Origin of the sequence: Streptomyces sp. NPDC051109, assembly GCF_044455885.1 — a bacterium.
Classification (GTDB): domain Bacteria; phylum Actinomycetota; class Actinomycetes; order Streptomycetales; family Streptomycetaceae; genus Streptomyces.
Genome location: NZ_JBITFF010000013.1, coordinates 16,423 through 36,940, shown reverse-complemented (window position 1 = coordinate 36,940; position 20,518 = coordinate 16,423). Strand labels below are relative to the sequence as shown.

General features: G+C 70.1%; 15 protein-coding genes. 11 read left to right on the top strand and 4 right to left on the bottom strand.

What is annotated here, in order from left to right; genetic code table 11:
* Nucleotides 1-6 precede the first annotated feature (6 nt).
* Complete coding sequence (rpsF, locus tag ACIBAD_RS23400; RefSeq protein ID WP_004950685.1) at nt 7-297, bottom strand: 30S ribosomal protein S6; 291 nt, start codon at nt 295-297, stop codon at nt 7-9.
* A 247-nt stretch (nt 298-544) separates the two neighbouring features.
* Here rpsF and ACIBAD_RS23395 point away from each other — a divergent pair, with 247 nt between their 5' ends.
* The 3 genes from ACIBAD_RS23395 (at nt 545) to ACIBAD_RS23385 (ending at nt 3,211) form a co-directional block, all read left to right on the top strand.
* The gene (locus ACIBAD_RS23395) at nt 545-859 is read left to right on the top strand and encodes a hypothetical protein (protein ID WP_030153201.1); all 315 of its coding nucleotides are present in this window, start codon (nt 545-547) and stop codon (nt 857-859) included.
* A gap of 131 nt (nt 860-990) precedes the next feature.
* Nucleotides 991-2,109 carry a peptidoglycan bridge formation glycyltransferase FemA/FemB family protein gene (locus ACIBAD_RS23390; protein ID WP_134072881.1) on the top strand — a complete coding sequence of 373 codons (1,119 nt, stop codon included), beginning with the start codon at nt 991-993 and terminating at the stop codon, nt 2,107-2,109.
* Nucleotides 2,110-2,179: 70 nt separating this feature from the next.
* On the top strand, nt 2,180-3,211 hold the full coding sequence (locus ACIBAD_RS23385; RefSeq protein ID WP_030857746.1) for an alanine racemase: 1,032 nt from the start codon (nt 2,180-2,182) through the stop codon (nt 3,209-3,211).
* Nucleotides 3,212-3,215: 4 nt separating this feature from the next.
* Here the strand turns inward: ACIBAD_RS23385 and ACIBAD_RS23380 are convergent, their stop codons facing one another.
* Nucleotides 3,216-4,676 carry a glycosyltransferase family 87 protein gene (locus ACIBAD_RS23380; protein ID WP_398908246.1) on the bottom strand — a complete coding sequence of 487 codons (1,461 nt, stop codon included), beginning with the start codon at nt 4,674-4,676 and terminating at the stop codon, nt 3,216-3,218.
* A gap of 84 nt (nt 4,677-4,760) precedes the next feature.
* Nucleotides 4,761-7,352: a transglycosylase domain-containing protein gene (locus ACIBAD_RS23375; RefSeq protein WP_166682067.1), complete on the bottom strand. Its 2,592-nt coding sequence runs from the start codon at nt 7,350-7,352 to the stop codon at nt 4,761-4,763.
* Nucleotides 7,353-7,625: 273 nt separating this feature from the next.
* On the opposite strand from ACIBAD_RS23375, the gene ACIBAD_RS23370 reads away from it, so the two are divergent.
* From ACIBAD_RS23370 to ACIBAD_RS23360, 3 genes are all read left to right on the top strand, one after another.
* Nucleotides 7,626-8,228 carry a PadR family transcriptional regulator gene (locus tag ACIBAD_RS23370; protein ID WP_030292615.1) on the top strand — a complete coding sequence of 201 codons (603 nt, stop codon included), beginning with the start codon at nt 7,626-7,628 and terminating at the stop codon, nt 8,226-8,228.
* Between the two features lie 49 nt (nt 8,229-8,277).
* Nucleotides 8,278-9,360, top strand: a complete 1,083-nt coding sequence (locus ACIBAD_RS23365; protein ID WP_134072877.1) for an inositol-3-phosphate synthase — start codon at nt 8,278-8,280, stop codon at nt 9,358-9,360.
* Between the two features lie 105 nt (nt 9,361-9,465).
* A complete protein-coding gene (locus tag ACIBAD_RS23360; RefSeq protein ID WP_398908245.1) occupies nt 9,466-10,731 on the top strand; it encodes an MFS transporter in 1,266 nt (421 codons plus the stop codon).
* Between the two features lie 62 nt (nt 10,732-10,793).
* Here ACIBAD_RS23360 and ACIBAD_RS23355 read toward each other — a convergent pair whose 3' ends face one another.
* The gene (locus ACIBAD_RS23355) at nt 10,794-12,236 is read right to left on the bottom strand and encodes a CCA tRNA nucleotidyltransferase (protein ID WP_398908243.1); all 1,443 of its coding nucleotides are present in this window, start codon (nt 12,234-12,236) and stop codon (nt 10,794-10,796) included.
* A 185-nt stretch (nt 12,237-12,421) separates the two neighbouring features.
* Between ACIBAD_RS23355 and ACIBAD_RS23350 the strand changes: the two genes are divergently transcribed.
* The 5 genes from ACIBAD_RS23350 to ACIBAD_RS23330 all read left to right on the top strand — a co-directional run bounded on the left by ACIBAD_RS23350 (nt 12,422) and on the right by ACIBAD_RS23330 (nt 20,483).
* A complete protein-coding gene (locus ACIBAD_RS23350; RefSeq protein ID WP_208329014.1) occupies nt 12,422-14,689 on the top strand; it encodes a DUF6049 family protein in 2,268 nt (755 codons plus the stop codon).
* Between the two features lie 46 nt (nt 14,690-14,735).
* On the top strand, nt 14,736-16,910 hold the full coding sequence (murJ, locus tag ACIBAD_RS23345; RefSeq protein ID WP_134072873.1) for a murein biosynthesis integral membrane protein MurJ: 2,175 nt from the start codon (nt 14,736-14,738) through the stop codon (nt 16,908-16,910).
* Between the two features lie 117 nt (nt 16,911-17,027).
* Nucleotides 17,028-18,755, top strand: a complete 1,728-nt coding sequence (locus tag ACIBAD_RS23340; RefSeq protein ID WP_134072871.1) for a protein kinase family protein — start codon at nt 17,028-17,030, stop codon at nt 18,753-18,755.
* A gap of 100 nt (nt 18,756-18,855) precedes the next feature.
* Nucleotides 18,856-19,557: an RNA polymerase sigma factor SigM gene (gene sigM / locus ACIBAD_RS23335; RefSeq protein WP_134072869.1), complete on the top strand. Its 702-nt coding sequence runs from the start codon at nt 18,856-18,858 to the stop codon at nt 19,555-19,557.
* Nucleotides 19,554-20,483 (top strand): anti-sigma factor family protein, encoded by a 930-nt coding sequence (locus ACIBAD_RS23330; protein WP_398908242.1) that lies wholly within the window; start codon nt 19,554-19,556, stop codon nt 20,481-20,483. The genes sigM and ACIBAD_RS23330 overlap by 4 nt, the downstream gene beginning before the upstream one ends.
* Nucleotides 20,484-20,518 lie beyond the last annotated feature (35 nt).

Below are 20,518 nucleotides of genomic sequence, written 5' to 3'. Positions count from 1 at the left end.
CGAAGTTCAGTGGGTCTCGGGGCGAAGGACCTTGGTCCGGAGAACCGACTCGTTCAGGTTCATCTGTCGGTCAAGCTCCTTGACGACCGCAGGCTCGGCCTGAAGGTCGATGACCGAGTAGATGCCCTCGGGCTTCTTCTTGATCTCGTAAGCGAGACGACGACGGCCCCAGGTGTCGACCTTCTCGACCTTTCCGTTGCCCTCACGGACGACGGAGAGGAAGTTCTCGATCAGCGGGGAGACAGCGCGCTCCTCGAGATCGGGGTCGAGGATGACCATCACTTCGTAGTGACGCATGTGGAACCCACCTCCTTCGGACTCAGCGGCCACGGTCGTTCCGTGGCAGGAGGGTCGTGATGCGTGCGCACGGCGTCTGTGAGCAGACACCGCGCAGCTGTACAGACTACCTGCTCGACTCCTTCCGGTTGAAATCCGGCGGGAGGAGGCCACACTCTGTATTCATCGGGTGTGCTCGGTGCTATGCCCCCGGCCCCTGCCGGAGGCGCCCGTGCACCGCTCTGCTTCAGCCAGGAGGTGCCTTCCGATGGCACAGGCAATGCGGTCCCAGTCCTCCATCTCGCTCTTCGCAACCGATGGCAAACCCCACCCGCTGCAGGACACCCTCATGGTGGCCACGGTGGTGCTCGGCGCCGTGGCGTTCGTCACGGGCTTCTTCGACAATCTGCACCTGCTCAGCTCGTGGACCGGGCTCGTCGGCATCCTGACCGGCGCGTACGGACAGTTCATCTCGGAGACGACACGCGAGCGCTTCGCACTGATCATCGGGCTTGGCGCCTCGGCCGTGGGCTTCTACCTCGGCATGGCGCACGGCGGTCTCTTCGGCGGCTGGGCGGGCTGACCGGGGCTCCTCGGCGACAGGGCGCCGGCCACTCACCGGCCCGGGCCCGGCCCGTCCCCCAGATGGGTGGCGCCCTTGTCGCAGTAGGCTTCGCGCCATAGCCAGCGAAGCCGCCGGAGGAGACGCCCCGCATGAGCCTGTCCCTGAGGACCATCAGCCGAGAGCAGCATCTGGGATACCTCCAGAGCCTGCCCTCGGCTAGCCACTGCCAGGTCCCGGCGTGGGCCGACGTGAAGAACGAGTGGCGCGCCGAGAACCTCGGCTGGTTCGACCAGAACGACGAACTGGTCGGTGCCGCCCTGGTGTTGTACCGGCAGCTCCCCAAGGTGAAGCGGTACCTCGCGTACCTGCCCGAGGGCCCTGTCATCAACTGGTACGCCCCGAACCTGGAGGAGTGGCTCCAGCCGATGCTGGCCCACCTCAAGCGCCAGGGCGCCTTCACCGTGAAGATGGGTCCGCCCGTCGTCATCCGCCGCTGGAACTCCGCCGCCATCAAGGCCGGAATCCAGGACCCGGAGGTCAAGCGCCTGCGGGACGTGGAGGCCTCCCACATCGAGCCCCGCGCCTTCGAGGTGTCCGACAAGCTGCGCCGCATGGGCTGGCAGCAGGGCGAGGACGGCGGCGCCGGCTTCGGCGACGTACAGCCGCGCTACGTCTTCCAGGTGCCGCTCGCCAACCGCTCGCTGGACGACGTCCTCAAGGGCTTCAACCAGCTGTGGCGCCGCAACATCAAGAAGGCCGAGAAGGCCGGTGTCGAGGTCGTCCAGGGCGGTTACGAGGACCTGCCGGTCTGGCAGGAGCTGTACGAGATCACGGCGGAGCGCGACAAGTTCCGCCCGCGCCCGCTCAGCTACTTCCAGCGCCAGTGGACGGCCCTCAACTCCGAGGACCCGAACCGGATGCGGCTGTACATCGCGAAGCACGAGGGGGAGCCGCTGGCCGCCGCCACGATGCTCACCGTCGGCCAGCACGTCTGGTACTCGTACGGCGCATCCGCCAACCACAAGCGCGAGGTGCGGCCCTCCAACGCGATGCAGTGGCGCATGCTGCGCGATTCGTACGCGCTCGGTGCGAGCGTCTACGACCTGCGCGGCATCAGCGACACGCTGGACGAGAACGACCACCTGTTCGGCCTGATCCAGTTCAAGGTCGGCACCGGCGGCGAAGCCGTCGAGTACGTCGGCGAATGGGACTTCCCGCTCAACAAGGTGCTGCACAAGGCGCTCGACATCTACATGTCGCGCCGCTGACCCGCTGCCGCACCACCCACACACCGCACCGCTGCACAGGCAGCTTTTTCGAGAGAGGCTCCGGACGGGCATGGCGCTCACGCTCTACGTCGACACCGCGCGCTGGCGTGCGCACCAGAAGCAGATCCAGGACCAGTTCCCCGGGATGATCCCGGTCTGCAAGGGCAACGGCTACGGCTTCGGCCACGAGCGGCTCTGCGAGGAGGCGACCCGGCTGGGCGCCGACGTGCTGGCCGTCGGGACCACGTACGAGGCCGCCAGCATCAAGGACTTCTTCGGCGGCGACCTGCTCGTCCTCACCCCGTTCCGGCGGGGCGAGGAGCCGGTGCCGCTGCCGGACCGGGTGATCCGCTCGGTGTCCTCGCTGGACGGGGTCCGCGGCCTGGTCGGCGCCCGCGTGGTCATCGAGTGCATGAGCTCGATGCGCCGCCACGGCATCTCCGAGCAGGACCTGGGCCAGCTGCACGCGGCGATCGAGGACGTGCGCCTGGAGGGCTTCGCCCTGCACCTGCCGCTGGACCGCCCGGACGGCTCGGACGCCGTCGAGGAGGTCATCGGCTGGATGGACCGGCTGCGCGCGGCCCGGCTGCCGCTGCACACCATGTTCGTCAGCCACCTGCGGGCCGAGGAGCTGGCCCGGCTCCAGCAGCAGTTCCCGCAGACCCGCTTCCGGGCGCGGATCGGCACCCGGCTGTGGCTGGGCGACCACGAGGCGACCGAGTACCGCGGCGCCGTCCTGGACGTCACGCGCGTCGCCAAGGGCGACCGGTTCGGCTACCGCCAGCAGAAGGCAGCATCCGACGGCTGGCTGGTCGTGGTCGCGGGCGGCACCTCGCACGGGGTGGGCCTGGAAGCCCCCAAGGCCCTGCACGGGGTCATGCCGCGCGCCAAGGGCGTGGCCCGGGCGGGTCTGGCGACCGTGAACCGCAACCTGTCGCCGTTCGTGTGGGCGGGCAAGCAGCGCTGGTTCGCGGAGCCCCCGCACATGCAGGTGTCGATCCTGTTCGTGCCGTCGGACGCCCCCGAGCCGAAGGTCGGCGACGAGCTGGTGGCGCACCTGCGCCACACCACCACCCAGTTCGACCGGGTGCTCGACGCCTGACCGGTCAGTCCCTGCGGGCCATGCCCCACTCCACCCGCTGTCCCTCCGAGGGCGCCGCGTCCTGCGGCGCCCTCGCTGCGTCCGAGAGCACGAACACGTCCTCGGCCCCGTCCAGGACGCCGCCGGACGGGTCGTCCGACCCGTCGCGGCGTACGACGTCCCGCTCGGGCAGCAGGATGTCGCGGACGACGACCGCGCAGAGGTAGAGGGTCGCCAGCAGGTGGGCGGCGATCGCCAGCTGGTAGCCCTCCACGGGCAGGCCCTGGTGCTTGTCACCGCTGGTCGTGTAGGCGAGGTACAGCCAGATCCCGAAGAAGTACACGACCTCGCCGGCCTGCCAGACCAGGAAGTCCCGCCAGCGCGGGCGGGCCAGCGCCGCGAGCGGGATGAGCCACAGCACGTACTGCGGCGAGTAGACCTTGTTGGCCAGGATGAACGCGGCCACGACCAGGAAGGCCAGCTGCGCGAAGCGGGGCCGGCGGGGGGCGGTCAGCGTCAGCAGGCCGATGGCCGCGCACAGCAGCAGCGTCAGGCCCGTCGCGTACGTGTTGGCGTCATGCAGGGGGTTCCCGGAGCGCTGGGAGATGAGCAGCCACACGGAGCCGAAGTCGATCGGGCGTTCCTGGCTGAACGTGTAGAACTTCTTCCAGCCGTCCCAGGCGTAGATCATGACGGGCAGGTTCACCACCAGCCAGGCGACGGCCGCGCCGAGGGCTGCGGAGCCGAACGCCCGCCACTTCCCGGCCCGCCAGCACAGCACGAACAGCACGCCGAGCAGCAGGACGGGATAGAGCTTGGCGGCGGTGGCCAGGCCGATGAGGACGCCGAAGAGCAGGGTGCGGCCGCGGGACCACATGAGCATCCCCGCGGCGGTCAGGGCGATGGCCAGCAGGTCCCAGTTGATCGTCGCGGTGAGCGCGAAGGCGGGCGCGAGGGCGAACAGCAGTGCGTCCCAGGGCCGGCGGCGGTGGGTGCGCACGACGCAGACGGCGATGACCGCGGTGCACGCCATCAGCATCCCGGCGTTGACCATCCAGTACATCTGCTCGCGGTGCTGCATGGAGCCGCTGCCGGGGGTCAGCCAGGAGGCGACCTCCATGAAGAGGCCGGTGAGGACCGGGTACTCCAGGTACTCCATGTCGCCGGGGAGGCGGTCGAAGTAGGGCGTGAGCCCGTCGGCGAAGCCGCGTACGGAGAACAGGTGCGGGATGTCGGAGTAGCAGGCGTGCGTGTACTGGGAGCCGGCTCCCCGGAACCACGCCCAGTCGTAGCAGGGCAGCTTCTGCACCATGCCGAGCGCGAACATCCCGAGGGCCACGAGGACCACGACGCGGACCGGGGTCAGCCAGTGGCCGCCCAGCCGGGCGTAGCGGCCCATGGGGCCGCCGAGGAACTCACTGCCGGCCGCGGCGACCTCGTCCTGCTGGGTGGGCAGTACGGGCCGGTCCTCGTGCACCTTCGTCATGCGCTCATCCTGCCGTACGGGGCCGGACATGCGGGAGGGCCGCCGCACGGTGTGCGACGGCCCTCGCCGGAGCAGGGGGGCGGGTCAGCCCGCGGTTCCCATCGAGGTCCCCCAGCTGGTGCCGCCGGGGCGGCCCGGTTTGCCCGACGGGGTTCCCGAGGGTGACCCGGTGGGTCCGCCGATTCCGCCGGGGCCCCCGTTGGTGTTGCCGCTGTTGGTACCGCCGGTGGGGTCCGGGACGCAGTACAGCTCCCACGGCTTGCAGGTCGGCTTGCCGCCCTTCGTCGGAGAGGGGGAGACCGGCGGGGAGGAGCTCGCCGAGGGCGAGGGCGAGGGGGAGGGCGCCGGTGAGAAGGACGGGGACGGCGTGGGCGCGCCGGACGCGTCCGCGGTGACACCGATCTTCTCGGCCTCGGGGAAGTCCTTGACCGGGGCGCCCTTGAGGGCTTCCTTCATGTACTCGGTCCAGATCGCGGCCGGGATGTCGCCACCGTGGATGGAGTCCACGCCGCCCACGCCGTTCATGGAGATCAGCTTCTTGTCCGCCGAGTTCGGGTCGGTACGGAACAGGGCGACCGAGGTGGACAGCTCCGGGGTGTAGCCGACGAACCAGGCCGACTTGTTCTGGTCGGTGGTTCCGGTCTTGCCCGCGGCGGGCCGGGTGAAGCCGAGCTTCCTGACCTTGGTGCCGGTTCCGTTGTCGACGACGTTCTCCAGGACCTTGGTGACGTTGTCGGCGATGGCGTCGTCCATCGCCCGCTGGTCCTTGGGGGCCCCGAAGCCGGGGAGCTCCTTGCCGTCCTTCTCGACGCTGGTCACGGAGAACGGGTCGTGGTGGGTGCCGGAGGCGGCGAAGGTGGCGTACGAGTCGGCCATGCGGATGGCGCTCGGGGTCGAGGTGCCGAGGGCGAACGAGGCGTCGTTGTTCGGGTTCATCGAGTCCTTGAGGATGCCCGTGGCTTCGGCCACCTCCCGGACCTTGTTGTGGCCGACGTCGAAGACGAGCTGCGCGAACGGCACGTTGATGGACTTCTCCATCGCCTCGTTGAGGGTCACGTAGCCGTAGGGGTACGTGCTCTCGTTCTTCTGCTTGAACGGCTTGCCCGAGGCGTCCCGCAGCGGCTTGCCGTCGCGGTTGTTGATGACGGTCAGGTCGTTCGCGTTGTACTTGCTGTCGGCCGAGATGCCCTGGCCGTGCGAGTTCTGGGTGCCGTACTGCATCGCGGCCGCCAAGACGTACGGCTTCCAGGTCGAGCCGACCGGGACACCGAGCGTGTCGGCGTTGTTGCTGAAGTACTTCTTGTCCATGCCCGGGCCGCCGTACAGGGCCACGATCGCCCCGCTCTTCACGTCCACCGAGGCGGCCCCGAACTGAACGAAGGTGTCGTACTCGGGGCGGGCCTTCTCGTCCAGGAAGTTGTTGCGGGTGTCTTCGACGGCCTTGACCAGGGCGTCCACCTTGGGCTTCTGGAAGGTGGTCTTGATCTGGTAGCCGCCGCGGGCCATCTCCTCGGCCGTGAGGCCGGTGACCTTCATCACGTACTTCTTGGCCGTGTCGACGAGGTAGCCGGTCTGTCCGGACAGGCTCCGGGCCTGCTCGGAGTCGACGATCTTCGGGAACTCCGTGAACTGGTCCCGCTCGGCCTTCTGCATCCTGCCGACCGCGACCTCGCGGTCCAGGACCCAGGCCCAGCGCTCCTTGGCCCGCTCGGTGTTCTTCTCGGGGGTGGCCGCGGTACCGACGCCGCCGTCCGGGTTGTAGAGGTTGGGCCCCTTGAGGACGGAGGCCAGGAAGGCGCTCTCGGACGGTGTGAGGTCCTTGCAGTCCTTGCCGAAGTAGGCCCGCGCGGCCGCCTGGATCCCGTAGGCGTCACGGCCGTAGTAGGCGGTGTTGAGGTAGCCGGCGAGGATCGTGTCCTTCTCCTCGGACACACCCAGCTTTATCGAGATGAAGAGCTCGGTGACCTTCCGCTTCAGCGTCTGGTCCGAGTCCAGGTACGTGTTCTTCACGTACTGCTGGGTGATGGTCGAGCCACCCTGGGTGGAGCCGCCCTTGGCCATGTTCCACACGGCGCGGGCGATGCCCATCGGGTCGACGCCCTTGTCCGTCTCGAAGGACTCGTTCTCCGCGGCGATCACCGCGTTCTGCATCGACTTGGGGATCTTGTCGATGGGCACGATCTGGCGGTTCATCGAGCCGCCGGTGGCCACCATCTGGGTGCCGTCCGCCCAGAAGAAGACGTTGTTCTGGGCCTGGGCCGCCTTGTTCGGGTCGGGGGTGTTCACCGACGCGATGCCGATGCCGGCGCCCGCCGTGACGACGGCGAAGAAGCCGAGGGCCGTGCCGCAGACCAGCTTCCAGGACGGTACGAACCGCTGCCAGCCGCTCTTGTCGGAGCGCGGGTAGTTGATCAGTCGCTTGTCAGGGCGGCCCGCGCCGCGCCCCGCGCCTGCGCCAGCGGCGCCGCGTGCCCGCCCTCCGGATCCGCGGGAGGCGGCCCGGCGCGCGTCGGCACGGCCGCCGTGACCGGGCGGCTCTGCGTACGGTCCGCTGGGCGACGCGGTGGGCACGTCGCGTGCGGGTCCGGCACCCCGGCCGGGGCGCTGGGCGGCCCGACGGGCCGAGGCACGTCCGCCCCCCTCGGGCTGCGGCGGTTTGCGGCGGTGCTCGCTCATCGAACGACTACTCCTCGGGCAGGCGAGTGGCCTGGAAGCGGCAGGTGAATTCCGGTTCCCCCGTTGTCATGGCCCACAGACTACGCACGCTCAAAACCCGAACAGTGCCGAAGTTCACCCCAAATCAGGCAACTCGCCTGGTACGAATTGGTGATGTGACGCCGGTCACCACGTCACCCCTTGTCGTCGAAGACGGCCCGTTCTATCGTCTGGATGTATCGAGCCGATACATCAGCTCGGTATAAAACTCAGAGGCGAGGGAGAGGCAGGCGGATGAGCAGGCGCTCAGGCATCCTCGAATTCGCCGTCCTCGGCCTGCTCCGCGAATCCCCCATGCACGGGTACGAGCTCCGCAAGCGGCTCAACACCTCGCTTGGGGTGTTCCGGGCGTTCAGCTACGGCACTCTCTATCCCTGCCTCAAGACGCTGGTCGCCAACGGCTGGTTGATCGAAGAGCCGGGCAACGCCCCGGAAGACGCTCTCGCCACTTCACTCGCAGGGCGCCGCGCCAAGATCGTCTACCGGTTGACGGCAGCGGGCAAGGAGCACTTCGAGGAGCTCCTGTCCCACACGGGCCCCGATGCCTGGGAGGACGAGTCCTTCGCCGCGCGCTTCGCCTTCTTCGGTCAGACCGAGCGGGAAGTGCGCATGCGGGTCCTTGAGGGCCGCCGCAGCCGGCTGGAGGAGCGCCTGGAGAAGATGCGCGCCTCACTCGCCCGTACGCGGGAGCGCCTCGACGACTACACGCTTGAGCTGCAGCGGCACGGCATGGAGTCCGTGGAGCGCGAAGTGCGCTGGCTGAACGAGCTCATCGAGAGTGAGCGGGCGGGAAGGGATCAGAGACGACCCGGTCCGCCCGACGAAACAGCAAAGTGAGGCCTGCATCTCGCAGGCCTCGTCCGAGAACAAACAGGGAGCAACCGGAATGGGTTCGGTTCGCGTAGCCATCGTCGGCGTGGGCAACTGCGCCGCCTCGCTGGTGCAGGGCGTCGAGTACTACAAGGACGCCGACCCGGCGGCCAAGGTCCCCGGTCTGATGCACGTCCAGTTCGGCGACTACCACGTGGGTGACGTCGAGTTCGTCGCCGCGTTCGACGTCGACGCGAAGAAGGTCGGCCTCGACCTTTCGGACGCCATCGGCGCCAGCGAGAACAACACCATCAAGATCTGCGACGTCCCCAACGCGGGCGTGACCGTGCAGCGCGGCCACACCCTGGACGGCCTGGGCAAGTACTACCGCATGACGATCGAGGAGTCCGCCGAGGCCCCGGTCGACGTGGTCCAGGTCCTCAAGGACCGCGAGGTCGACGTTCTGGTCTGCTACCTGCCCGTCGGCTCCGAGGACGCGGCGAAGTTCTACGCCCAGTGCGCCATCGACGCCAAGGTCGCCTTCGTCAACGCCCTCCCGGTCTTCATCGCCGGTACCAAGGAGTGGGCCGACAAGTTCACCGAGGCCGGTGTCCCGATCGTCGGCGACGACATCAAGTCGCAGGTCGGCGCCACCATCACGCACCGCGTGATGGCGAAGCTGTTCGAGGACCGCGGTGTCCGACTTGAGCGCACCATGCAGCTCAACGTCGGCGGCAACATGGACTTCAAGAACATGCTGGAGCGCGACCGCCTGGAGTCGAAGAAGATCTCCAAGACGCAGGCCGTCACCTCGCAGATCCCCGACCGTGAGCTCGGCGAGAAGAACGTCCACATCGGCCCGTCCGACTACGTGGCGTGGCTCGACGACCGCAAGTGGGCCTACGTCCGCCTCGAAGGCCGCGCCTTCGGCGACGTCCCGCTGAACCTTGAGTACAAGCTTGAGGTGTGGGACTCCCCGAACTCCGCCGGTGTCATCATCGACGCCCTGCGCGCCGCGAAGATCGCCAAGGACCGCGGCATCGGTGGCCCGATCCTGTCGGCTTCGAGCTACTTCATGAAGTCCCCGCCGGTGCAGTACTTCGACGACGAGGCCCTGGCCAACGTCGAGAAGTTCATCAAGGGCGAGGTCGAGCGCTAAGTCGGAGCCCAAGGGTCTTCGGACACCTGGTCCTCGACTGTTCTTCCGCGGAGGGTCCCCGGGCAATGTGCCCGGGGACCCTCCGCGTATGTGACCCTTGCCCTCATGCCTGTCGTACGTGATCTGCGCGTACTCCTGCGCCTGAGGGACTTCCGCAACCTGCTCGCCGTACGGCTGCTCTCCCAGGCCGCCGACGGCGTGTATCAGGTGGCGCTCGCCACGTACGTGGTGTTCTCCCCCGAGAAGCAGACCTCGCCGGCGGCCATCGCCTCGGCCATGGCGGTCCTGCTGCTCCCCTACTCGGTGATCGGCCCCTTCGCCGGGGTGCTGCTCGACCGCTGGCGCCGCCGCCAGGTCTTCCTCTACGGCAACCTCCTGCGGGCGCTCCTGGCCTGCGTCACCGGCGTGCTGATCGTCGCGCACGTCCCCGACTGGCTCTTCTACGCCTCGGCCCTGTCGGTCACCGCCGTCAACCGCTTCGTCCTGGCCGGGCTCGCCGCCTCGCTGCCCCGCGTCGTCGCCCCCGCCCAGCTGGTCACCGCCAACTCGCTCTCCCCCACGGCCGGGACGCTCGCGGCCGTCGCCGGCGGGGGGCTCGCCTTCCTCGTCCGGCTGCTGGCCTCCGACTCCAACGCCCTGGTCGTGCTGCTCGGCGCCGGGCTCTACCTGTGCGCCGCCCTGATCTCGCTGCGCCTGGCCGTGGGCCTGCTCGGCCCGGACCACCCCGCGGGGCGGGTCCACCCCTCGGTCGCCCAGGGGATGGCCCTGACCGTCCGGGGCATGGCCGAAGGGCTGCGGCACCTGGCCTCCCGGCGCGAGGCGGCCCAGACGCTCATCGCCATGACCCTGATGCGCTTCTGCTACGGGGCCCTGTTCGTGATGCTGCTCATGCTCTGCCGGTACTCCTGGTCGGACAGCGAGTCCGCCGGCCTCGCCCTGCTGGGCATCGCGGTCGGCGTCTCCGGGGCCGGCTTCTTCGCGGCAGCCGTCGTCACCCCCTGGATGGTGGGCCGGCTGGGTACCCGCGGCTGGATCACGGCCTGCTCCGCCGGGGCAGCGGTCCTGGTGCCCCCGCTCGGCCTGTTCTTCGCGCCCGGCCCGATGCTGGTCGCGGCCTTCGTGCTGGGCCTTGCCACCCAGGGCGCCAAGATCTCCACCGACACGGCCATCCAGTCCCATGTGGACGACGACTTCCGCGGCCGGGTGTTCTCCGTCTACGACGTGCTCTTCAACATCGCATTCGTGGGTGCGGCGGCCGTGGCCGCCCTGATGCTCCCCCCGGACGGGCGCTCCGCCACGCTGATCATGAGCGTGGCCGCCCTCTACGCGGTGACCGCGGTCTACCTGATGCGGCGGGGCGCGCAAGCGTGACGTGACGACCGCGTCGGCCGGGTCGATGTTTCACGTGAAACATCGACCCGGCCGGCCTCTGATCAGGCCTGCGCCGCCCACCACTCCCTGAGGGCGGCGACGGCGGCGTCACGCTCCATCGGGCCGTTCTCCAGCCGCAGCTCCAGCAGGAACGCGTAGGCCTTGCCGATCACCGGACCGGGACCTACGCCCAGGACCTGCATGATCTCGTTGCCGTCCAGGTCGGGACGGATGGCGTCGAGCTCCTCCTGCTCCTGGAGCTGCGCGATGCGCTCCTCCAGGCCGTCGTAGGTGCGGGAGAGGGCATTGGCCTTGCGCTTGTTGCGCGTGGTGCAGTCGGACCGGGTGAGCTTGTGCAGCCGGTCCAGGAGCGGTCCGGCGTCGCGGACGTAGCGCCGCACCGCGGAGTCGGTCCACTCACCGTCCCCGTAGCCGTGGAAGCGCAGGTGCAGCTCCACGAGCCGGGACACGTCCTTGACCATGTCGTTGGAGTACTTCAGCGCGGTCATGCGCTTCTTGGTCATCTTCGCGCCCACCACCTCGTGGTGGTGGAAGGAGACCCGGCCGTCGCTCTCGAACCGGCGGGTGCGCGGCTTGCCGATGTCGTGGAGCAGGGCTGCCAGCCGCAGCACCAGGTCCGGGCCGTCGTGCTCCAGCGCGATGGCCTGCTCCAGCACGATCAGCGAGTGGTCGTAGACGTCCTTGTGCCGGTGGTGCTCGTCACTCTCCAGCCGCAGGGCGGGCAGCTCGGGCAGCACGTGGTCGGCCAGCCCCGTGTCCACGAGCAGGCCCAGGCCCTTGCGGGGGTGCGCGGACAGCAGCAGCTTGTTCAGCTCGCCCTGCACCCGCTCCGCCGAGACGATCTCGATCCGGTCCGACATCGCCTTCATCGCCGCCACCACCTCGGGAGCGACCTCGAAGTCGAGCTGGGCGGCGAAGCGCGCCGCACGCAGCATCCGCAGCGGGTCGTCGGAGAAGGAGTCCTCCGGGGTGCCGGGGGTGCGCAGAACGCCCGCCTGGAGGTCCTCCAGGCCCCCGTGCGGGTCCACGAACTCCTTCTCCGGGAGCGCGACCGCCATCGCGTTCACGGTGAAGTCACGGCGGACCAGGTCCTCCTCGATCGAGTCGCCGTAAGAGACCTCGGGCTTGCGCGAGGTGCGGTCGTACGACTCCGAACGGTACGTGGTCACCTCGATCTGGAAGCCGTTCTTCTGGGCTCCGACGGTGCCGAAGGCGATGCCGACGTCCCACACCGAGTCGGCCCACGGCCGGACGATCTTCAGGACGTCCTCGGGGAGGGCGTCGGTGGTGAAGTCGAGGTCGTTGCCGAGACGCCCGAGCAGCGCATCGCGTACGGACCCGCCGACCAGGGCAAGGCGGAAGCCGGCCTCCTGGAACCGGCGGCCGAGCTCGTCGGCGACAGGAGCGACCCGCAGCAGTTCACTGACCGCGCGGAGCTGCACCTGACTCAGGGCACTGGGGTTGTCTTCGTTGGCGTTCGGCACAACAGAAAAGGGTACGTGCCCCGCCCGGCGAGGGCTCCCGCGTTTACGGCCGCCCCGGCATGCGGCGCCCCCGGGGTGGCCCCGATCATGTGGGGCAAGGCGCGGCACTCGCGCACAGCGGGTCTCGTTACCATGCGTGGACGCACAAACGACGACCACTGACACTTCGAGGGACGGGCTAGCGCGTGGCCGAGGCGGCAGACATCCAGGGGGCACCCCCCGCACCTGCCCGGCGTCGTTGGCTGCGGCGGGCAGTCGTGCTGCTGGCCGGGACCCCCGTGCTCGCCGCTCTGGTCTACTCGCCCGCCCCGCAGGCCGCCCAGGCCGCCGACTCGGGCAGCGTCGACGTACAGCTGGACGGGATGGCCCCCGCGGCCCCCGTCAAGGGCGACACGCTCACCATCTCGGGCAGCGTGGTCAACAACGGCCGCGAGACGATCACCGGCGCGCACGTGGGTCTGCGGGTCGGGCCCGCCCTGGGCGACCGTGCCTCCATCGACGAGGCGGCGGAGCGCGCCGGGTTCCGGCCCGGAACGGATCCCGGTGAGATCGACCCGGCCTATGCCGTGAAGATCCCCCCGCTGCCGTCCAAGGCCAAGCAGGAATTCACCCTCAACGTCCCGGTGAACAAGCTGGAGCTGGACAAGGACGGCGTCTACCAGCTCGGCGTCTCGCTGTCCGGGGAGACCGAGAGCCGCCAGTACGAGCAGGTGCTCGGCATCAAGCGGACCTTCCTGCCCTGGCAGCCGGAGGCCGCCTCCAAGCGGTCCCAGCTCACGTACCTGTGGCCGCTGATCTCCACCACGCGTCTGACCGCGGAGACCGGCTCGGACGAGCTGCAGACCCCCGTCTTCCTCGACGACTCCCTCGCCGAGGAACTCAAGCCCGGCGGGCGGCTCCAGCAGATGGTCGCCCTCGGCAAGGACCTGCCCGTCACCTGGGTCATCGACCCCGACCTGCTCTACACGGTCGACGCCATGACCAAGGGCTACCGCTACCGCATGCCGGACGGCCGGATCGTCCAGGGCAAGAACAAGGCCGTCGCCGAGCAGTGGCTGAGCTCCCTGGAAGCCGCGGTACAGGGCAAGAAGATCGTCGCTCTGCCGTTCGCCGACCCCGACATCGCCTCCCTCGCCCACCAGGGCAAGGACGTCTCGGGCACCCTCGGGCAGCTGCGGCCGGCCACCGACAAGGCGAAGCAGGCCGTGGAGACCGTCCTGCACGTCACCCCGTCCACCGACTTCTCCTGGCCCCTGGACGGCGCCATCGACCCGTCGATCGTCAACGTGGCGACCTCGGCGGGGGCCCATAACGTACTGACGCGCAGCGACAGCCTCCAGGAGACCGGCGCCCTCGGCTACACGCCCTCCGCGGCCCGTCCCATCGGCGCGGGCACCACCGCCGTGGTCGCCGACGCCGACCTGTCCACCGCCTTCGCGGGCGACATGCTGAACGCCGGGAACGCCACGCTGGCCGTGCAGCGGTTCCTCGCCCAGAGCCTCGCCCTGAACCTGCAGAAGACCGACAACCAGCGCAGCTTCGTCGTCACCCCGCAGCGGATGCCGTCCACCAGCCAGGTGCAGACGATGGCGGCGGCCGTACGGGGCCTGCAGGCGGGCCGCTGGACCCAGCCGGCCGACCTCGACGCCGCGGCCGCGGCCAAGCCCGACGCGGGCGTCAACACCCAGGTCCCGGGCGCCGGCCAGTACCCCGAGGCGCTGCGCAAGACGGAGCTCCCGGTCTCCGCCTTCGAGAAGATCCGCACCACCCAGAACACCCTGGACCACTTCAAGGTGATCCTCAGCGCGCCCGACCGCGTGGAGATCCCCTTCGGCAACACCACCAACCGCGAGATGTCCACCTCCTGGCGCGGCCGCCCCGAGGAGGCGCGGCTCTACCGGGACCAGGTACAGGAGTACCTGATCGGTCTCACCGAGAAGGTCAAGGTCGTCCCCAAGTCGGACGCCACCCTGTCCGGACACAGCGCGACCATCCCGGTCAGCGTCCAGAACAGCCTCGTCCAGGACGTGCACAACCTCGTCCTGCGGGTGAAGTCCGCCAACCCCACCCGCCTGATGTTCGGCGACAGCGGCCAGGCGGAGCAGGAAGTGACCGTCACGGGCGGACACAGCCAGACGGTCAAGTTCACCGCCAACGCCACCGCGAGCGGTCCCGTCGAGGTCACCGCACAGCTCTTCACCACGGACGGCGTGCCCTACGGCAAGGCACGCAAGTTCACCGTGGAGGCCACCGAGATCACCCCGACGGTCATGCTCGTCATCGCCGGCGGCGTCCTCCTCCTGGTCCTGGCGGGCATCAAGATGTACGCCAGCCGCAAGCGCGTCGCGGCCCGTGCGGCCGCCGAGGAGAGCACGCAGCCGAGTGACGAGACCCCGGACACCGGACCGCAAAGCACCGGGCCGTCCGGCACGGGTGAGACAGTGGACCGTTGAGCGATGCCGTGGCCGGTCGGCCTGGGGACGATGAGGTGGGGTTTCGATGAACGCGCCGTACGACGGTGACCGCGCGCAGGGCACTGGTGGGCCCGCGCCCTACCAGGGCGCTGCCCCGGGCACCCCGGTGGCCGGGCAGGTCCCCGCGCCTGCGCCCGCGCCGGACCGTGACCCGTACGTCCAGGACGCCTACGACTACGACCCGTACCGGTCCCAGGACCTGTCAGCCCAGGACCCCGTAGCCGAGGTCCTCTACGACCGGGCCTCGCACCCTCCGCCCCCGCCCGGCACCTACCAGGAGCCCGGACCGCTCTACGCGGCCCCGCAGGCCCCCGCGCACGCCCCCGACCCGCAGGTCTGGGCCCAGACCCCGCCGCCCGAGCCGGACGGGCCCTCCCGGCACCTGCCCTACGGCGACCACGCCACGACCACCCAGTTCGTCGGCGTGGACTCCCTGGTCACCAAGGCGGCGGACGAGAAGCCCGAACCCGACGCCTTCGCACACCTCTACCGGGACCAGCAGGGAACTGTCGGCACCCCGGCGGAGGACGCCCCCGTCGCCGCCCCGGCGCCGAGCAAGCCCGCCGGCCGCGCCTCGGGCCTCCTCAAGTCCAGCGCCGTCATGGCCGCCGGCACGATCGTCTCCCGCATCACCGGCTTCCTGCGGACCCTCGTCATCGCCGGTGCCATCGGCGTCGGCACGTTCAACGACACGTATCAGATCGCCAACACCCTGCCGACGATGATCTACGTGCTGGTCGGCGGCGGCGCGCTCAACGCCGTCTTCATCCCCCAGCTGGTACGGGCCATGAAGCAGGACGACGACGGGGGCGAGGCCTACGCCAACCGCCTCCTGACGCTCGTCGTCGTGCTGCTGGCCGCCATCACCACGATCTGCGTACTCGCGGCGCCGGTGTTCATCACGATGATGTCGCCGAAGCTCGCCTCCGACCCGCAGCAGATGGACGTCGCGGTCGCCTTCGCCCGCTACTGCCTGCCGACCATGTTCTTCATGGGCGTGCACGTGGTCCTCGGTCAGATCCTCAACGCACGCGGCCGGTTCGGCGCGATGATGTGGACCCCCGTCCTCAACAACATCGTCGTCATCGCCACGTTCGGAGCCTTCATCTGGGCCTTCGGCGGCTTCACCACCTCCGGTGTCAGCGCGACCACCGTCACCCCCGAGGGCGTCCGCCTGCTCGGTCTCGGCACCCTCCTGGGCCTCACCGTCCAGGCCCTGGCGATGCTGCCCTACCTGCGCGACGCCGGCTTCCGGCCGCGCCTGCGCTTCGACTGGCGGGGCCACGGCCTCGGCAAGGCCGCACGCCTGGCCAAGTGGACGTTCTTCTTCGTCCTGGCCAACCAGGTCGGCCTCGTCGTCGTGACGCAGCTGGCCACCTGGGCCGGATCCGTCGCGGAGAAGCAGGGCCACCCCGGCACCGGCATCACCGCCTACAACTACGCGCTGCTGCTGTGGCAGATGCCGCAGGCCATCATCACCGTCTCCGTCATGACGGCCGTGCTGCCGCGCATCTCCCGCTCCGCCCACGACGGGGACGCCGCCGCGGTCCGCGACGACATCTCCTACGGGCTGCGCACCTCGGCCGTCGCGATCGTGCCCTGCGCGTTCGCGTTCCTCGCACTCGGCGTCCCCATGGCCACGCTGCTGTACGCCGGTTCCGGCTCCGGAGCCCAGAACATCGGCTACGTCCTGATGGCCTTCGGCCTCGGACTCATCCCGTACTCCGTCCAGTACGTCGTCCTGCGCGGGTTCTACGCCTACGAGGACACCCGGACGCCCTTCTACAACACGGTCATCGTCGCCGGCGTCAACGCGGCCGTCTCCACCGCCGCGTTCTTCGTGCTCCCCGCGCGCTGGGCGGTCGTGGGCATGGCCGCCGCCTACGGCCTCGGCTACACCGTCGGTGTCGGCGTCGCCTGGCGGCGCCTGCGCACCCGGCTGGGCGGCGACCTCGACGGCGCCCACGTGATGCGCACCTACGCCCGCCTCACCGGTGCCTGCGTCCCCGCGGCCGCCGTGGCGGGCGCGGCCGCCTACGCGGTCACCCAGTGGCTCGGCAGCGGAGTCACCGGCTCCCTCGCGGCGTTGGCCGCCGGCGGTGTCGCACTGGCCGCCGTCTTCCTCGTGGCGGCCAAGCGGATGCGCATCGAAGAGCTCAACGCCATGGTCGGAATGGTCCGCGGCCGCATGGGTCGCTGATGCGCACAACCGTCGGACCCCTTCGCGTGTCGTGCATAGCGCCGGACTGTGGGCACAATTGGCATGGCTTCGCAGACTGGCCGACAGCGCGTAACGGATGGGGAGGCAGGAACGACGGTGGCGGAACGTAGCACGGCTGCCGTCGACGTGGCCGACAACGGCGGCAACGAGCCGCCGGCCGCAGATGCGGCGAAGGCCACGGCCGACGGGGTGGACACCCAGAACGGACGAGCCGCGGACGGACCCATGCCCGAAAAGGACGGCGAACGCAGAAAAGCGGCTCCTGCTGCCGCCCCCGAACTCCACAGCGGCCACAAGCTCGCCAGGCGCTACCGCCTCGAAGAGTGCGTCACCCGTCTGGACGGATTCAGCAGCTGGCGCGCCATGGACGAGAAGCTACGCCGTGCCGTGGGCGTCCATCTGCTGCCCGCCGACCACCCCCGGGCCCGCGCCGTCCTGGCCGCCGCCCGTTCCTCCGCGCTGCTCGGCGACCCGCGGTTCGTCCACGTCCTCGACGCCGTGGAGGAGAACGACCTCGTCTACGTCGTCCACGAGTGGCTGCCCGACGCCACCGAGCTGACCGCGATCCTCGCCGCGGGTCCCCTGGAGCCCCACGAGGCCTACCAGCTCGTCACCCAGGTCTCCCAGGCCATGGCCGCCGCACACCGCGAGGGCCTGGCCCACCTGCGGCTGACGCCCAGCGCCATACTGCGCACCTCCACGGGTCAGTACCGCATCCGCGGGCTCGCCGTGAACGCCGCCCTGCGCGGCATCACCAGCGACACCCCGCAGCGTGCGGACACCGAGGCCATCGGCGCACTGCTGTACGCCGCCCTGACCCAGCGCTGGCCGTACGAGAACGACGCGTACGGGCTGACCGGCCTGCCCAAGGGCGTCGGCCTGATCGCGCCCGACCAGGTCCGTGCCGGAGTGCACCGGGGGCTGGGGGAGCTCGCCATGCGCGCCCTCGCCAACGACGGGGCCACCGCCTCCCGGCAGGAGCCGCCCTGCACCACCCCGGAGGAACTGGCGAAGGCCGTCGCCGCGATGCCGCGCATCCGGCCGCCGGAGCCCGCTTTCACCGCTCCGCCGGAGTACCAGCACACCACCTACCAGCAGGGCAACTACGGCCGTCCCATGCCGCCCGGCGCGCCCGCGGCCCCGCCGCGCGCTGTTCCGCCTCCGCCACCGCCGCTGCAGAGCCGTACCGGCCGGGTCCTCAAGTGGGGTGTCGCGGCCCTGCTCATCGCCGCCCTCGGCCTGGGCAGCTGGCAGCTCGCCGACACGCTGCTGGGACGCAACAACGCCGGCTCAGGGAATTCGCAGCCCAATCCGCACACCGAGGACGCCCCGAAGAACAAGGAACCGGGCAAGCCGCTCACCATCAAGCACGCCTCCGTCATCGCGTACGGAGGCGAGGACGGGGTGAACGCCAAGGACAGCGGAAAGGCCGTCGACAACAACCCCGACTCGGGATGGATCACTCCCCGGTACGAGGGATACGCCAACTTCGGGAACCTGACCGGACGCTTGGACGGCAGCGGGATCATCGTCGACCTCGGCAGCGTGCAGAACGTGTCGGAAGTCGACATAGAGCTGAGCGTGCCGGGCCAGAAGGTCCAGGTGCGCGCCGCGGCAGCGGACGCCTCCCCGCCGGACTCGTTCTCGGACTTCAACCAGGCGATCACCAAGCCGGAGACGGCCCAGAAGAAGCTCCAGGCCACGCTCGACACCCCGATCCGCACCCGCTACGTGCTGGTCCACGTCATCGAACTGCCCTCGGACGGCACCGGCGGCTACCGGGGCGGCATCAACGAGATCAAGGTCCTCGGCACGGCCGAATAGGACGGGCCGCCACAGATACGGGACCGCTGCGCAGTCTGCGCAGCGGTGCCTCGTATTCAGCCCGCCCGACCCGTACGCTCCCTTCCGGAGGGGAGGTGTGATGCATTCAGCCACGGGAGACGACCGGAGCGACCAGGAGCTGCTGGCGCTGCATGCCGCCGGCGATCCCGACGCCTTCGGGGAGCTGGTGCGGCGCCACCGCGATCGGCTGTGGGCCGTGGCCCTGCGCACCCTCGGCGACCGCGAGGAAGCCGCCGACGCGGTGCAGGACGCCCTCGTCTCCGCCTACCGGGCGGCCCATACGTTCCGCGGCGAATCGGCCGTCACCACCTGGCTGCACCGCATCACCGTCAACGCCTGCCTCGACCGGGCCCGCAAGGCCGCCTCCCGCAGGACCTCGCCCCTCGACGACACGGAGCGCTTGGAGCGCCTTCTGGAGCCCCACGAGTCCGCCGAGGCGCCGGCGGAGCGCCAGGAGCTCCACCGGCAGCTCCTGGCCGCTCTCGGCACGCTCCCGGCCGAGCAGCGGGCCGCCCTGGTCCTGGTGGACATGCAGGGATACCCCGTCGCCGAGGCCGCCCGCATCCTCGACGTCCCCACCGGCACCGTGAAGAGCCGGTGTGCGCGCGGCCGGGCGAAACTCCTCCCGATGCTCACTCATCTGCGCTCGAATGCCGGGGATAACACCGCCGCCGAGCGGGGAAGGAACCGGACGCCGGGGACACCCGTCCCACCAGCGGCAGACCCCAGTCAGCCAGCCCCAGACGCAGACACGGTGAAGGGCGGAGGTGGACGAACGTGACTCCCACAACCGGCACGATCCGGCACCCTGACGTCTCGGAGATCTCCGACCTGACCGAAGGGCTCCTCTCCCCGGCCCGGACCGCCGAAGTACGACGCCATCTGGGCGGCTGCCCGCTGTGCGCCGACGTCCACGCCTCCCTGGAGGAGATCCGCGGGCTCCTGGGCACCCTGCCGGGGCCGCCCCGGATGCCCGCTGACATCGCCGGGCGCATCGACGCCGCCCTCGCCGCCGAAGCCCTCCTCGACTCCACCGCGCCCAGAGCAGAGCCCGTTCCGGCCGCCGATGTTTCACGTGAAACATTGCCCGCCGCACCCTCTGGTCCGGGTACCGGCCGGCCCGCGGGTCACCCGGCCGGAGCAACCGGTCCCGGGCGCCGTCGCGCACGCCGGAGGATCGCCGTCATCGCCGGCCTGGCAGGAGCGGCCGCCTGCGCTCTCGGGATCTTCCTCGCGGGCAACCTGATCGGGACCGGCTCCCCGGACACCGCCGCCCGCAGATCCGCGACGAGCGCGACGACCGCGGCCCCCACCGACGGCACGTACACGGCGCAGGGCCTCCCGGACAACGTGCACCGGCTCCTGGCCTCCGGGCCCGGCGCCAAGGCCGTCCCGCAGCAGGAACAGCCGAACAACACGTACGGATTGGAGAACACCATGCCCTCGCCGGGCCTGGCTCCCGGAGACGGCAACCGAACGACCGCCTCCTCCGTGCCGGCCTGCGTCCAGGACGCCACCGGTCGCTCCGAGACCCCGCTCGCGGCCGAACGAGGCAGCTACCAGGGCACCGAGGTCTACCTCCTCGTCCTGCCGCACCCCGGCGACTCTGCCAAGGTGGACGCCTACCTCGTGGACGTCAGGTGCACGAACACCCCGTCGACAGTCACCGACAAACCACTACTGACCAGGACATATCCTCGAAGCTGACACCTTCGCGACCGTGAGGGAGCGGGCCGGGAATG

Bases quoted from the DNA above. Each gene is read 5' to 3' on its own strand.
- murJ (WP_134072873.1), top strand. From the start codon at position 14,736: ATGAACGCGCCGTACGACGGTGACCGCGCGCAGGGCACTGGTGGGCCC.
- ACIBAD_RS23385 (WP_030857746.1), top strand. From the start codon at position 2,180: ATGGCGCTCACGCTCTACGTCGACACCGCGCGCTGGCGTGCGCACCAG.
- ACIBAD_RS23365 (WP_134072877.1), top strand. From the start codon at position 8,278: ATGGGTTCGGTTCGCGTAGCCATCGTCGGCGTGGGCAACTGCGCCGCC.
- ACIBAD_RS23370 (WP_030292615.1), top strand. From the start codon at position 7,626: ATGAGCAGGCGCTCAGGCATCCTCGAATTCGCCGTCCTCGGCCTGCTC.
- ACIBAD_RS23390 (WP_134072881.1), top strand. From the start codon at position 991: ATGAGCCTGTCCCTGAGGACCATCAGCCGAGAGCAGCATCTGGGATAC.
- ACIBAD_RS23395 (WP_030153201.1), top strand. From the start codon at position 545: ATGGCACAGGCAATGCGGTCCCAGTCCTCCATCTCGCTCTTCGCAACC.
- ACIBAD_RS23380 (WP_398908246.1), bottom strand. From the start codon at position 4,676: ATGACGAAGGTGCACGAGGACCGGCCCGTACTGCCCACCCAGCAGGAC.
- rpsF (WP_004950685.1), bottom strand. From the start codon at position 297: ATGCGTCACTACGAAGTGATGGTCATCCTCGACCCCGATCTCGAGGAG.
- ACIBAD_RS23375 (WP_166682067.1), bottom strand. From the start codon at position 7,352: ATGAGCGAGCACCGCCGCAAACCGCCGCAGCCCGAGGGGGGCGGACGT.
- sigM (WP_134072869.1), top strand. From the start codon at position 18,856: ATGCATTCAGCCACGGGAGACGACCGGAGCGACCAGGAGCTGCTGGCG.
- ACIBAD_RS23360 (WP_398908245.1), top strand. From the start codon at position 9,466: ATGCCTGTCGTACGTGATCTGCGCGTACTCCTGCGCCTGAGGGACTTC.